Genomic DNA, 14,906 nt, shown 5'->3' on the forward strand with positions numbered 1-14,906 from the left:
AAAAAATATGTGCTATAATATGTTCGTTGTGTACTTAGAAATATGTGCCTGTTTCTAAAATTTATTAATGGGGCATTATATTCATAGGGAGGGTCTTCATGTTATATCTGACCTTAATATTATGTTTTTTATGCTCCGTATTAATCACTCCAATCGTAAAAAAATTGGCTTTTAGATTAGGAGCAACGGACAGTCCTAATCAGCGTAAGGTACATGTTAAGATTATGCCGCGTTTAGGCGGACTGGCGATTTATATTAGTTTTCTCTTCGGTCTTTTAATCCTGCACCCAAGCAGTCCCTACCATGCAGCTATTGTTGCTGGTGGTTTAATCATACTAGTTACCGGTATTTTAGATGATATCTTTGAATTATCGGCCAAAATAAAATTTACCTTACAAATTGTTTCTGCCCTGATCGTTGTGATCTGGGGCGGGGTGGAAGTTGAATTTATTAACTTACCGTTTAATGGGACCTTAGAATTTGGTATCTTTAGTATTCCAATTACAGTCATCTGGATTGTTGGCGTTACCAATGCAATCAATTTAATCGATGGACTTGATGGTTTGGCAGCTGGCGTTTCCTCGATTGCCTTTATCACTATTTCCGGGATGGCGATTGTGATGGGAAATGGTTATGTAGTTGCCATGGGGACAATCCTGCTTGCGAGTACGTTAGGCTTTCTACTATTTAATTTTCATCCGGCAAAAATTTTTATGGGAGATTCCGGGGCACTCTTCCTTGGCTACATGATCTCAGTTCTAGCTTTGCTCGGTTTTAAAAATGTTGCCTTGATCTCGTTTGTTGTTCCAATCATTATTTTAGGTGTTCCGATTTCAGATACTTTTTTTGCAATCATCCGTCGTATTTACAATAAGAAATCATTATCCGCACCAGATAAGTCCCATTTACATCATTGTTTACTAGAATTAGGTTTTACGCATCGAGAAACGGTTCTGTTAATTTATGCTATGAGCGCCATGTTTGGCCTCGCAGCCTTTATTTTTACGATTACAACCGTATGGGGCTCGATCTTAATCATTACCATTATCGTGCTGGCCATTGAATTATTTGTTGAAACGATTGGTTTAATTAATAAGAATTACCGGCCGCTCCTTCGAATCATGGGGATTTTGAACAAAAATAGATAATAAAAGGGTAAATCACAACAGAGGAAGGCGTTGTGATTTACCCTTTTATTGTTTTCTTTTATTTGACATTTATGTAAAAAAAGAACCCGGATACTATCTAATCCGGGTTGCTTCTTATTCAACTTTCGTTGCACTTGCTGTATTTGTTCTGTTAAGGTGTGTCTTAAGTGTTGATTTTGTTTCCTCTAGGGCCGTTTCATCAAGCTGATAATAGTAAACACGATCAATATATGAATCGGACCCTTTTAGTGATAGTGATTCAACATCGATTCCACTACCAGCCTGGATATAGCTAATAAACGATTTCATTTGGTCAAACGTTAAGTCTGTTGACATATTCTTCCCAACAGCTTCCATCACGTCTGTGTAATTAGAAATAGACTTTATGGATGATCCTTTTGAGAGGATGGCTTTAAAGATCTGCTGCTGGCGCTGTCCTCTTTGAATATCACTATCCATTTTCCTTGTCCGTGCAAACGCAAGAGCTTGTTCACCATCTAATTCTTGTACGCCTTTTTTCAAGGTGATTGCTTTCGCGTGGTCCTGGGAATCTTGTTCAGAAAATGTGAATGGAACGTCTACTTTCACACCATCTAGCGCATTAATAACGTCAATAAACGCGTTGAAATTCATTTTAACATAATAATCGACTGGTACATCAAGCAATTCTTCGACTGTTTCAAGCGTAAGTTTCACGCCGCCATAAGCATGGGCATGAGTAATTTTCGTATAAATATTCTTCTTGGGGATGTGAACATATGAATCACGCGGGATACTCAATAGCTTAATAGATTTTTCTTTCTTATTAAAAGTAGCCAGCATCAAGGCATCTGAACGAGATCTGCCATTTGATTTTCTCTTTTCACTATCATCGACACCAATAAATAGTATTGATGTATTTTCAAGTTTTACATTGGCCCTCGCTTTGGTATCACGATCAATTGGCTTGTAGGATTTATTCATCACTGATTCAGCCTTATTATACAAAAATCCGCCGTAAGCTGTTGCGCCTATTATTAATAGTAGAAGGGGCATTACGATCCATAGTAAGATTCGTTTTCGTCTTAGTCTTCTCTTTACCTTACCCTTGTTATTATTTTTATACACTTGTCTATTGATAGACATAGATTGCCTCCTAGTAGTTTAAATAGAAAATTGTCAATTTTTGTTGAAAATCTACTCTATTTTATAATATTTATTGAGATTGGTAAAATGAAATTTTCTTTACAATATTATTACTATTCTCAATAGGTAGGGGGGAAAGAAATTTCCTAGTTATCTGACTCAAGATAGGTAACTTCTCCAGCAGTAATATCGGCTTGTCCATTTGTCATTTCAATCATCCATTCTGTGAAAGCCGGTTGGTTCTCTTCTTCGACAAATACTTCAATTTCGACATTCTCCTGGTACTGGATATTTTTAAGGATATAGATGGACGACCGCAATTCATTTTCAATCTTGCCAAGCCAAGAATAATCAATTTTTACATGGCAGACCCGCATTAGCCTTCTTTCGACAATCCCAACTGCATCCAAGCCTTCCGACGTGGCTTTCCCATAGGCACGAATTAAACCGCCTGCACCTAATTTAATCCCGCCAAAATAGCGGGTAACGACCACAACTGTATCCTTCAGCTTTCTTTTTTTCAAAACTTCAAGGATTGGAACGCCGGCTGTACCACTTGGTTCGCCGTCATCATTGGCTTTCTGAATTTGATCGTGCTCGCCAATCAGATAGGCAGAACAGTTATGCGTGGCATCCCAATATTTTTTCTTCAATGTTTGAATGAATTCCTGGGCTTCCGCTTCCGATTCGGTTCTTTTGATGTGGGCAATAAATCTTGATTTTTGAATAATAATTTCATGTTCACCAGTTTGTTTTACTGTATGGTAACGAGGCAACATATTGCGCACTCCTTCCTTAATATCATATTGGTGTAATATAACTTTAATATGGCAGTAAAGTTTCCGTGTTATAATAAAAAAGATAAAGGTAGTGAAAACCTATTTTTATAGACAAAAAGAGATACTACCATTATACTACTTTTTTACTGAAATTAAGGATACAATCTAAGTTCATATTCGCATATTGATAAAATTCAAGGTAAAATATGTTAAAAGGTAGTATGATGAATTTTGAAATCCAAAGATAATAAAATATCATTCACTGAAATTAGATTATTGTTTAGCTTAGCGTCCAGGCGCTTATTGCTTTTCTTATCGGAGGAATGTGTATGAAGCTTAAGCAGATTAATATGAAATCAATTGATGAAATTCGTGAAGAAATGATTGAAACTGTTACTTGCAGCAAAACCGACATTTTCCAGATAGGCGAGCAATGCCGTCAAGATTACGAAAATATGATCAATGAATTAGACAATATCAAGAAAATGATGAGCAAACTCATAAAAGAAGGCGAGAAGCTCGAGAAACAAGTCCTCGAGGCGCGGAGTATGCTGTCAGAAGTCAGTATGAATTTTAAAAATTACTCTGAAGAAGAGGTCCGTGATGCCTACGAAAAGGCCCATCAACTGCAAATGGATCTTTCGATTAATTGGCAGTACAAAAAGCAGCTTTTGGATAAACGGGCAGACCTTGAAAACCGTCTAGTAGGATTAGATGAAACAATTGATCGTGCCGACCAGCTTATTTCGCAAATTTCCGTCGTGATGAATTACTTAACGAGTGATTTGAAACAGGTTGGTAAAGTCCTAGAACATGCGAAAGCCAAACAAGATTTTGGCTTAAAGATAATTGAAGCACAGGAAGAGGAACGCAAGCGGCTTTCAAGGGAGATTCACGATGGTCCCGCCCAAATGCTTGCCAATGTCATCATGCGCTCCGACTTAATCGAACGTGTTTATAGGGAAAAGGGCGCGGATGAGGCTTTTTCTGAGGTCAAAAGCTTTAAAAAAATGGTCCGATCGGCACTTTATGAGGTCCGGCGCATTATTTATGACCTTCGTCCGATGGCATTGGATGATTTAGGTCTTGTCCCTACCCTCAGAAAATACTTACAAACCATCGAAGAATATCATAACCATTCGAAAATCGAGTTTGTGAATATAGGCCTAGAACGCAGGCTCCCTACTAAGTATGAAGTCGCGCTCTTCCGGATGATCCAGGAATCGGTGCAAAATGCACTGAAGCATGCAAATGCTTGTGAAATCAAGGTCCGATTAGAAATAACCAATGCCTCAGTTACCGTCTTGATCAAGGACAATGGGGTCGGTTTTGATATCATGCAAAAGAAACCTGAGTCATTTGGCATGATAGGGATGCGCGAGCGTGTCGACCTGCTTGAAGGCGAAATTACCTTTGATTCAAAAATAGGCAAGGGAACCGTAGTACTCATTCGAGTTCCACTAATTAACTAAAAAATAAATGAACCTACCGCCAATGGAGAAAAATTTCGAAATTAGAAGGATTAGGGGGCGTACCAATTGATTACAAAAATTGTCATTATAGACGATCACCAACTATTTAGAGAAGGCGTTAAGAGAATACTAGAATTTGAAAAATCGTTCCAAGTTGTGGCTGAAGGCGATGATGGCTGTGAAGCACTAAGATTAGTAGAAGAATTCCAACCCGACGTTGTTATCATGGATATTAACATGCCGCAAAAGAACGGGATCGAAGCAACTCGTGAGTTGGTTGAAAAATATCCGAAAACGAAGATTATTATCTTATCCATACATGATGATGAAAACTATGTGACCCATGCCCTGCAGACGGGTGCACAAGGTTATCTATTAAAAGAAATGGATGCCGATGCCCTGATTGAAGCAGTGCGTGTTGTGGCGGATGGCGGTTCCTATCTACATCCAAAGGTCACCCATAATTTGGTGAACGAATATCGCAAGCTTGCTGCGGGTGTGGCTCGTGGCGGCGGCGGCTATATGCCAACAATGGAAATTCGCCGACCATTGCATTTATTGACACGACGCGAGTGCGAAGTGCTCCAAATGCTTGCCGATGGAAAAAGCAACCGTGGTATCGGTGAAGGTTTATTCATCAGTGAAAAAACAGTCAAAAACCATGTGTCAAACATTTTACAAAAAATGAATGTCAACGACCGTACCCAAGCAGTTGTTGTTGCGATTAAAAATGGCTGGGTTGAAGTAAAGTAAGATTTAATAAAATAGTAAAGGGCATACTTCACGGTATGCTCTTTTTGTTTTTTTGCGAAGTAATGCAATTTAGCTCTATTTCATATAAAATAGTAAAATCAATAGAGTGGTTATATAGATAAGGATGGTAGTTTTTATGAAGACAGCTGTTGTCACGGATAGTACTGCGTATATCCCAAAGGATGTACGTGATAAATGGAATATACATATGATCCCGTTACATGTCATCTTCGGTAACGAGGTTTACCAGGAAGAAATTGATATATCTTGGAGTCGGTTTTATGATGAGGTGAAGACAAAAGCGCTGCCTACTACCTCTCAGCCGCCAATTGGCCAATTTGTCGAGCTATTTGAAGACCTTTCAAAGGAATATGATGCCGTCATCTGTGTTCACCTATCAAGTGGGATCAGCGGCACTTTCCAAGGGGCTAACGCAGCGAGTACGATGGTTGAAGGCATCGTCGTTTACCCATTTGATTCAGAAATCAGCTGCATGGTTCAAGGCTTTTACGCGATCGAGGCAGCAAAGCTGGCATCCCGAGGCAAGGACGCTGCTTCCATTATGGACCGCTTAGAAGAATTGAAAAAAACGGCTCGTGCCTATTTCATGGTAGATGATTTACAGCACCTGCAGCGAGGCGGCCGCCTTTCAAGTGCTCAGGCTTTTATCGGGAGCCTCCTCCAGGTCAAACCATTGCTTCATTTTGACAACAAGGTGATTGTTCCGTTTGAAAAGATCCGCACCCGGAAAAAAGCAATGAATCGAATGGTCGATTTGCTAAGTGAGGATGTGTCAGGCGGCAGCGAATATCAAGCCGTCATTATTCATGCCAATCGAGAAGAAGCCGCCAAGGAGTGGCGCGATGAATTGGCTGCCAGGTATCCAAACGTTGAATTCTCGATAGGCTACTTCGGTGCAGTGATCGGTACTCACCTCGGCGAAGGATCCATGGGCCTAGGCTGGATGAAAAAATTAGAAAAGTAAGTGAGTTACCATTCCGTCCTTTCGGCCGGAATGGTTTTTAATTTTAAGCGGTTGGTGGGAAAATAGGGGTTTGGCGGAATCATCAGAGGAATCGGTGGAAAAGGTTGTGAAGTCGGCGGAATCTGGACGAAGTTTGGCGGAATAACTCCAAAAGTTCGCGGAATCCGGGACCATTTCGGCGGAATCCATTGGCAGGGACCAAGGAGTATAATGCCCAGGGAATAGGCTCGAAACATTAAAAAAAGGTAATTAAAAAGTGTTTGGCGGAATCATCAGGAGAATCGGCGGGAAAGGTTCCTAAGTTAGCGGAAACCGTACGAAGATTGGCGGAATAACTCCAAAAGTTCGCGGAATCCCGGACCATTTCGGCGGAATCCATTGGCAGGGACCAAGGAGTATAATGCCCAGGGAATAGGCTCGAAACATTAAAAAAAGGTAATTAAAAAGTGTTTGGCGGAATCATCAGGGGAATCGGCGGAAAAGGTTCCGAAGTTAGCGGAATTCGTACGAAGATTGACGGAATAACTCCGAAAGTTGGCGGAATCCCGGCCCAAGTTGTCGGAATCGAACGGCTGAGAGCCAGGCCGTAAATGACCAGAGGCTAGGCTTGAGATATTAAAAAAAGGTAATTTAAAGGGGTTTGGCGGAATCATCAGGAGAATCGGCGGAAAAGGTTCCGAAGTTAGCGGAATCCGTACGAAGATTGGCGGAATAACTCCAAAAGTTGGCGGAATCCCCTAGCAACAATTGTAAAGACACCAGACCGTCACATATCTACAAAAAATATAAAAACCTTCGACAAATTAGCAGGAATTCCTCCATTTTTTGAAGAAATCTTCCAAAAAAGAATAAGGAGCTGACGAATGAATTGATCATGAAAAAATTAACCCCTCCGCAAAGACTATTCTTAACCCAAATCTTAAAAATAAGACTAATACTCGGTCACAGCAAATATCAAGAAATTGAAAAGGATCTCGCCAAACGATGGGCAGGTTACTGGGGCGAAATTGCCTTAGCAAACTACGTTAAAGAACTTCCACATGATAAATACCTTATCTTCCATGACCTCCAATTAAAATACAATGGCATACACTTTCAAATCGACACACTTCTCCTCTCACAAAACTACATCCTAATCATCGAAGCAAAAAACATCGCAGGCACATTAACTTTTGATAATGTCTTCAAGCAGCTAATTCGTACCCATGATGATGGAACTGAAGAATCATTCGAGGACCCGCGCGTTCAATGCCAACGACTGCAATCCCTCTTACGCAATTGGCTGGTCCAAAACGGCTGCAATCTTCTCCCGGTAGACACCCTTGTTTTTTTCAAAAGTACCAGTACGATCTTGAAAACTAACTCCGGAGACAAAACAGATTTTAGTAAAGTATGCAAGGGAAGAGACCTTTTTAATAAAATCGAATCAATGGAACAACGAAATCATCAAGAAAAGGTAGATACCGATACCTTGACTAAGATCGGAAAATTGCTCTTAAGTCAACACAGTCCAAAACCAATTGATATCTTAAAAGAATACAATCTTACCGAAAAAGATATCCGGAGCGGAGTTTGTTGTCCAGATGATAAATGTAACTATATCCCAATGAATTTCAAAAGAGGAAAATGGATTTGTCCCGCCTGTCAAACCTCTTCAAAAGATGCCATCCTAAAAAGCCTCAGTCACTATTTCTACCTATACAAGCCAACAATGACCAATCTAGAATTGAGAAACTATTTACATCTCCCATCCCCTGATACCACTCAAAAAGTTGTTCATAAATTAAACCTGCAAACAACAGGTAAAACAAAAGATCGACTCTATTATCTGACTCCGGAGGAGGTGTCCTCGTGCGTTTTGTTATAAAAAATAAACTCCTAATTCCTAGCATCAAAGACGTTGATTCACTCCAAATTACGCACATCGCCAGCATCCCGCAGCCGCATCTAAATCCAAACTTCCAATACAATCCTGATCTTCAGGAGCTTCTCACGGGCAAACAACTCCTCTTAGAAGATATCCCAATTCCATTAGATGAAGTGCAAGCACATTATGAAAATGGCTATGTCACCTACCGGAAAGGAATCGAGTACAACGGAAAAAAGCCCATATGCTCCCGGTGCGGAAATAAGGACCCACAGCATTTTGCATCTTACCCATGCTCACGATGTGGCGAAACCTGTCTCTATTGCCGCCATTGCATCATGATGGGAAGAATTAACGAATGCACGCCACTCATCGGCTGGAATGGCCCGGTGCCTGACACCCATCTCCCTGCAAAAATCAAACATTGGCAGGGGACACTCTCACAAGGACAGCAAGAAGCATCAGAGCATGTAATTGAAGCCATTCAACAAAATCAGGAGCACTTAGTTTGGGCCGTTTGCGGGGCAGGGAAAACTGAGGTCCTATTCGCTGGAATTGAAGCCGCACTTGCTGCTAAAAAAAGAATCTGTATTGCCACACCGCGAACGGATGTCGTCTTAGAGCTCACTCCTAGACTAAAAGCCGCCTTCCCGGAAATAAAAGTTGCTTCTCTTTATGGCGGAAGCGAGGACCGTCACCTCTATGCTCCTCTCACGATTGCGACCACCCACCAGCTGCTCCGCTTCCACCATGCCTTTGATACGATCATTTTAGACGAAGTCGATGCCTTTCCTTATACTGTTGAGGAATCTCTCCAGTATGCCGCCATTCAGGCGAGAAAGCCATCATCGGCCATGATCTACCTAACCGCCACGCCCAATGAAAAGTGGCAAAGGGAATGCCGTACAGGGAAACGAGCATTCACCACGATCCCAGCTCGTTTCCATCGCCATCCGCTCCCGGTCCCCAACTTTGTATGGTGTGGGAATTGGCAAAAGCAATTGCAGAAAAATAAATTGCCACCGAATGTCCTCCGCTGGACTTCGGCGCGGATTCAAGCAAATAAACAAGCCTTAGTCTTCTTTCCGCATATCCCTTTGATGGAAAAAGCCCTCCCCATCCTGCGTCAATTTGATACAACTATAGAAGCTGTCCATGCCGAAGACCCTGACCGCAAAGAAAAGGTGCAAAAAATGCGATCCAAAGGAATTCCTTTACTGTTAACGACAACTATTCTTGAGCGAGGAGTAACTTTTCCCAACATTGATGTAGCCGTAGTTGGGTCCGAAGATGCCATTTTTACAGAAAGTGCCCTCGTCCAAATTGCCGGAAGAGCAGGGAGGAGTAAGGAACATCCTGATGGGGTGGTGACCTATTTTCATTATGGAAAAACCGAAGAGATGTTAAAGGCAAGAAAGCAAATCGTCTCGATGAACCGAGAAGGTATTAAAAGGGGCTTGCTCAATCAATAAAAAGAGAGAGGAGCATTAAAAATGAAATTCCCCGTCCAAAACCGCTGTCTAAACTGCCACGAAGTAATCCTGCCAAGCATTGGCTGGAGGGCTATTTTCTCCGTAGATAAAGAACAGCTTATTTGCCAAGCCTGTGAAGGGAAGTTAGAAAAAGTTGAAGGCGATCAATGCCAAATCTGCAGCAGGCCATTTGGCAACATAGATATGAAGTTTCGTAGAGGTGATTTGTGCCATGATTGTTTCCGATGGGAGGAAGATCCCGAATGGCAGGGATACCTTGAGAAGAACCATTCCCTGTTCCTCTACAATGATTTTTTAAAAGAAGTGATCGCAAAGTTTAAATTTCGCGGTGATTATGTACTAGCGAGAATCTTTTCGGCATTTCTCAGGCAGAAGTTGACCGAGATCGCACCCGACCTATTTATACCTATTCCCTTAAGTGAAGAGCGGCTATATGAGCGGGGCTTTAACCAGGCAGCCGCCATCCTTGCAGAAGCTGGCTATCATCCCGAAAATGTGCTCAGCCGAATCCATTCAGAAAAGCAATCTAAAAAATCTAGGTCCGAGCGGATTCATCTCTCACAAGTCTTTCAGGTCAACCCTAATGTTAACTTAGCAGGAAAAAAGGTCATCCTGATTGATGATATCTATACAACTGGCTCAACACTACGGCATGCAGCAAAACTTTTAAAAGCAGCCGGTGCTGCGAGCATTCAATCACTGACACTTGCTCGTTAGCTTACATGCGCATCTCCCAATCGGTGCGCAACCAGGGATGGAGTTAAGGGGGACCCCAGACAGGGACCCGCCCGCCCCTATAACATTAAAATCCCATCTTTAACGCCTTTTGTGCATTTTCAATGTCATGGCCAAGCAACCGACCTAAATCATAGGAAGGATAATAACCATGCTTGTGCATATAATTAAAAATGCGCTCATGTCCATGAATCGCCCCAAGCAGTTGATTGGTAAATGTTTTTCGTAACGCAGGTGTCGCCGTTTCTGTAATCGCGACAGAAAGATTTCTCACCAAAGTTTTAGAAAGGCCCAGCAAATCACCGGCAAAAAAGCCTGTATCCTCGCGCACATCTTCTTCGTCCCTGGCTTGATGGCCGGCGGCAGAGGGATAAAACTTAAGTAAAGCTCTCAAGTTGCTTTCCAGATCATGAATACATTTTTTGTAAAGTTCCTTTAGCTCAGGATCAGTAATTTTCTTCATCGACATTTTTAGTTTCATTAACCCAACCGACTGAAAAGCAACCATTTCGTGCAATTCCAACGTCTCATGCCAGGCCAGTAATTTTCTTTCTTCTTGCTCCATTCTCGAAATCCTCCATTTCGTTTAACATCCATTTAACCTATTCTTTAAGCAATTCACTGGAAAGTTGTCCCACTAAAGATTACAATAAAATTGAACAATCATTCATTTTAATAAATATTATCTATCTGTGTCAAAGGGCGTACAAAACATTGTCACTATATTCCCTTTGATTTTGTCAATAAATCGACAAAATTTTTGTTCTGATTTAGCAGGATAATCATAGGGTAAAATAGAAATGTTATTACATAGCCTTAACTAAAGGAGGAATCCACAAATGAAATATAACGTTCGTGGTGAAAACATTGAGGTAACTCCAGCAATTAGAGAGTATGTTGAAAAGAAAATCGCTAAATTGGAACGCTATTTTACTGAAGCACCTGATGCAAAGGTAAATGTGAATCTACGATTCAATCAAGATAAAACTTCTAAAGTAGAGGTAACCATCCCACTACCGCAGCTAGTCCTTCGTGCTGAAGAAACAAATGTTGACATGTATGCTGGGATTGACTTGATTACTGACAAATTAGAGCGCCAAATTCGCAAACACAAAACAAAGGTTAACCGTAAATTCCGTGAAAAAGGCGACTTTCCTGTTACATTTGCAACTACTGAAAACACCGAAATTCATGAATTAGACGAAGACGAATTAGAACTAGTTCGTACAAAACGCTTCGACCTAAAACCAATGGACAGTGAAGAAGCCATCCTGCAAATGAACATGCTAGGCCATAGTTTCTATGTATTCACAAATGCAGACACACATCGTACCAATGTTGTTTATAAGCGCAGAGACGGCCGCTACGGCTTAATCGAAGCACAATAAGTAAATTATACGAAAAGCAAACGCTGCTCCTTAACGGGGCAGCGTTTTTTGAGCTCGGGTAGGGTCTACATGACCGAAAAGAGTAAAGAATAGATAAATGGTCACATAGAGGAGAAATCACACAAAATCAAGCTGCCTTTTCTAAATAAACATATAAAAAAGATATCCCCTTGTGGATATCTACAATTTAGAAGAGATATCAACAAAACTCTGCATTATATCTACAAAATTTTCAGAAGATATCAACAAATCCCCACCACTTATCAACATATCCACATAATCCCCCCTCAAACAACAAAAGGAGCCAGCGATCAAATCGCCGGCTCTGACAAAACTAGTTATTTCCCTGCCCCGCAGCAGTTCTTATATTTCTTGCCGCTTCCACAAATACATGGATCATTACGGCCCACATCAATTTGCTTCACTTTCGGCTTTTGCTTAACCGGTTCGCCGTCTTCTTTTGGATGAACCGCTTGGCCTTTGGCTACTTCTTGGCGCTCAAGGTTGTTGCGGATCTCCGCTTTCATGATATACGTCGCTGCTTCGTCTTCAATCGAATGGATCATCGTCTCAAACATCGCAAAGCCTTCATGCTGATATTCACGAAGCGGGTCGATTTGTCCGTATGCACGTAAATGGATTCCTTGACGGAGCTGGTCCATCGCATCAATGTGATCTATCCACTTGGAGTCAACCGCACGCAGCGTAACCACCCTTTCGAATTCGCGCATTTGCTCAGGGAAGAGAAGTTCTTCTTTCTCCTCGTAACGTTCCTTCACTTTTGCAAAAATCGTATCCCGGATTTCCTCGGGGTCTTTCCCCTTAAGGTCATCGACCGCGATGTCACCTTCATGTAGTAGAGTAGCATTCACATAATCGACAATGGCTTGAAGATTCCATTCTTCCTCATCCTCATGACGAGATGCATGGGCATCCACATTCCGCTCGATGGAGTTCACAATCATCTTCTGAACAATGTCACGAAGGTTTTCAGATTCTAATACTTCATCACGCTGGGTGTAAATGATCTCACGTTGTTGGCGAAGAACATCATCATATTGCAAGAGCTGTTTACGGGCATCAAAGTTGTTACCCTCGACGCGTTTTTGTGCAGATTCCACAGCTCTAGATACCATTTTACTTTGGATAGGCTGGGAATCATCCATGCCAAGGCGTTCCATCATGGATTTCATATTATCAGAACCGAAGCGGCGCATCAGTTCATCTTCCATAGATAAGTAGAACTGTGTAATACCAGGGTCCCCTTGTCGTCCAGAACGTCCGCGAAGCTGGTTATCGATCCGTCGGCTTTCATGACGCTCGGTACCAATTACGGCAAGTCCGCCCAGTTCAATGACACCTTCACCCAGCTTAATATCGGTACCACGTCCGGCCATGTTCGTCGCAATCGTAACCGATCCTTGGTGACCTGCTTCTGCAATGATTTCTGCTTCACGTTCATGGTTTTTGGCATTCAAGACATTATGACGAATTCCCTTTTTCAATAAATACTTGGAAATGAGTTCAGACGTCTCAATCGCAACCGTACCAACTAGTACGGGCTGTCCTTTTTGATGTCTCTCAGCGATATCCTCGACAACGGCACGAAACTTGCCTTCCATTGATGAGTAGATTAAATCAGCACGGTCATCACGGACAATCGGGCGATTAGTAGGAATCACGATAACATTCATATTATAAATGTTACGGAATTCTTCCTCTTCCGTCTTCGCGGTTCCTGTCATACCGGCCAATTTTTCATACATCCGGAAGTAGTTTTGGAACGTAATCGTTGCCATCGTCATGCTTTCGTTTTGGACTTCGAGACCTTCTTTTGCCTCAATAGCCTGGTGTAAGCCTTCGCTATAACGGCGGCCCTTCATCAAACGACCGGTGAACTGGTCAACGATGACAATTTCGCCATCTTGCACGACATAGTCCACATCAAGGTGCATGCTTGCATTCGCTTTTAAAGCCTGGTTAATATGATGGTTTAAGGTAACGTGCGCCATGTCAAAAAGGTTTTCAATCCCAAAGGCTTTCTCAGCCTTACTAATTCCTTCTTCCGTCAGCATAACGCCCTTTGTCTTTTCATCATACGTATAATCTGTATCCCTTTTAAGCATACGGACAAAGGCATTGGCTTGAATATAAAGGGCAGCGGACTTTGCAGCTGAACCTGAAATAATTAATGGGGTACGGGCTTCGTCAATTAAGATCGAGTCAACTTCGTCAATCACTCCATAAAAAAGTGGGCGTTGTACTTTTTGTTCCTTATATAGGACCATGTTATCACGCAAATAATCGAAACCAAATTCATTATTTGTTCCATACGTAATATCTGCGGCATAGGCTGCCTGCTTATCATCCTTATCCATACTATTTAAATTTAAGCCTACCGTTAAGCCTAAAAATTGATACAATTCACCCATTTCATCGGCGTCACGGCTTGCTAAGTATTCGTTGACCGTAACAACATGAACACCTTTACCAGAAAGAGCATTCAAATAAACGGGCATGGTCGCGGTTAACGTTTTACCTTCACCAGTCTTCATCTCGGAAATGTTCCCTTCGTGGAGAGAAATACCCCCCATTAGCTGAACATGATACGGATATAAACCAAGTACACGGCGGGCGCCTTCACGGACAACGGCAAACGCTTCAACGAGCAAATCATCGAGTGTTTCCCCGTTTTGATAGCGGGCCTTGAACTCCTCTGTTTTTTCCCGCAGCTGGTCATCGGTCAGTCTTTCTGTTTCCGTCGCCAATGCATCAATTTTCGTTGCAAGCTTGTCTAACCGCTTCAGCTCACGCTTGTTCAGATCAAATACTTTATTTAAAATCCCCATCATCTGATGAACGCTCCTTTATTTCGAGACTAATACACTCTTTTTTAAAAAATCCTAGTCAAAAATATCGATAATTTCCCTTTTAATCTTACCACTTCCTCAATACAGTGACAACAATGTAGAGGGAAGCAAGATTCGTACAATCTACTATAATTAATCAACTAAAGTCAAACTTCTAACCTAGCCTTTTGTTATGTTCGATTTATCGTCAAATATGACAGACTTATGGCAACTGTTGAGAATGTATTGCAACCAGAAAATCAACGCTTCAATTCCTAAATATTTTTGTATAAATAACACTAATAATGCATA

13 protein-coding genes are annotated in these 14,906 nt (G+C 41.6%); 9 read left to right on the forward strand and 4 right to left on the reverse strand.

What is annotated here, in order from left to right; genetic code table 11:
* Positions 1-98: 98 nt before the first annotated feature.
* A complete protein-coding gene (locus ACSU6B_RS02020) occupies positions 99-1,148 on the forward strand; it encodes a glycosyltransferase family 4 protein (protein ID WP_214998971.1) in 1,050 nt (349 codons plus the stop codon).
* Between the two features lie 114 nt (positions 1,149-1,262).
* Here ACSU6B_RS02020 and ACSU6B_RS02025 read toward each other — a convergent pair whose 3' ends face one another.
* Complete coding sequence (locus ACSU6B_RS02025; protein ID WP_410882331.1) at positions 1,263-2,273, reverse strand: LCP family protein; 1,011 nt, start codon at positions 2,271-2,273, stop codon at positions 1,263-1,265.
* Between the two features lie 146 nt (positions 2,274-2,419).
* Positions 2,420-3,052 (reverse strand): YigZ family protein, encoded by a 633-nt coding sequence (locus tag ACSU6B_RS02030; RefSeq protein ID WP_410882333.1) that lies wholly within the window; start codon positions 3,050-3,052, stop codon positions 2,420-2,422.
* Between the two features lie 329 nt (positions 3,053-3,381).
* Between ACSU6B_RS02030 and ACSU6B_RS02035 the strand changes: the two genes are divergently transcribed.
* From ACSU6B_RS02035 to ACSU6B_RS02065, 7 genes are all read left to right on the forward strand, one after another.
* The gene (locus ACSU6B_RS02035) at positions 3,382-4,524 is read left to right on the forward strand and encodes a sensor histidine kinase (RefSeq protein WP_410882335.1); all 1,143 of its coding nucleotides are present in this window, start codon (positions 3,382-3,384) and stop codon (positions 4,522-4,524) included.
* A 69-nt stretch (positions 4,525-4,593) separates the two neighbouring features.
* Positions 4,594-5,277 (forward strand): response regulator, encoded by a 684-nt coding sequence (locus tag ACSU6B_RS02040; RefSeq protein WP_168246289.1) that lies wholly within the window; start codon positions 4,594-4,596, stop codon positions 5,275-5,277.
* Positions 5,278-5,413: 136 nt separating this feature from the next.
* Complete coding sequence (locus ACSU6B_RS02045; protein WP_410882337.1) at positions 5,414-6,262, forward strand: DegV family protein; 849 nt, start codon at positions 5,414-5,416, stop codon at positions 6,260-6,262.
* A 446-nt stretch (positions 6,263-6,708) separates the two neighbouring features.
* Positions 6,709-6,852 carry a hypothetical protein gene (locus tag ACSU6B_RS02050; protein WP_410882339.1) on the forward strand — a complete coding sequence of 48 codons (144 nt, stop codon included), beginning with the start codon at positions 6,709-6,711 and terminating at the stop codon, positions 6,850-6,852.
* 284 nt (positions 6,853-7,136) lie between these two features.
* Entirely contained in the window at positions 7,137-8,129 is a 993-nt protein-coding gene (locus tag ACSU6B_RS02055) for a nuclease-related domain-containing protein (protein WP_410882787.1), read from the forward strand.
* Positions 8,114-9,601 carry a DEAD/DEAH box helicase gene (locus ACSU6B_RS02060; RefSeq protein ID WP_410882341.1) on the forward strand — a complete coding sequence of 496 codons (1,488 nt, stop codon included), beginning with the start codon at positions 8,114-8,116 and terminating at the stop codon, positions 9,599-9,601. Before ACSU6B_RS02055 ends, ACSU6B_RS02060 begins: the two co-directional genes overlap by 16 nt.
* A gap of 21 nt (positions 9,602-9,622) precedes the next feature.
* Entirely contained in the window at positions 9,623-10,339 is a 717-nt protein-coding gene (locus ACSU6B_RS02065) for a ComF family protein (protein ID WP_410882343.1), read from the forward strand.
* A gap of 85 nt (positions 10,340-10,424) precedes the next feature.
* Here the strand turns inward: ACSU6B_RS02065 and ACSU6B_RS02070 are convergent, their stop codons facing one another.
* Entirely contained in the window at positions 10,425-10,922 is a 498-nt protein-coding gene (locus tag ACSU6B_RS02070; protein ID WP_410882345.1) for a spore coat protein, read from the reverse strand.
* A 274-nt stretch (positions 10,923-11,196) separates the two neighbouring features.
* On the opposite strand from ACSU6B_RS02070, the gene hpf reads away from it, so the two are divergent.
* Positions 11,197-11,745, forward strand: coding sequence for a ribosome hibernation-promoting factor, HPF/YfiA family (gene hpf / locus ACSU6B_RS02075; protein ID WP_168245720.1), 549 nt, complete (start codon positions 11,197-11,199; stop codon positions 11,743-11,745).
* Between the two features lie 338 nt (positions 11,746-12,083).
* Here the strand turns inward: hpf and secA are convergent, their stop codons facing one another.
* On the reverse strand, positions 12,084-14,597 hold the full coding sequence (gene secA / locus ACSU6B_RS02080) for a preprotein translocase subunit SecA (protein ID WP_410882347.1): 2,514 nt from the start codon (positions 14,595-14,597) through the stop codon (positions 12,084-12,086).
* Positions 14,598-14,906 lie beyond the last annotated feature (309 nt).

Origin of the sequence: Neobacillus sp. C211 (genome assembly GCF_051842875.1) — a bacterium.
Taxonomy (GTDB): Bacteria; Bacillota; Bacilli; order Bacillales; family Cytobacillaceae; genus Neobacillus.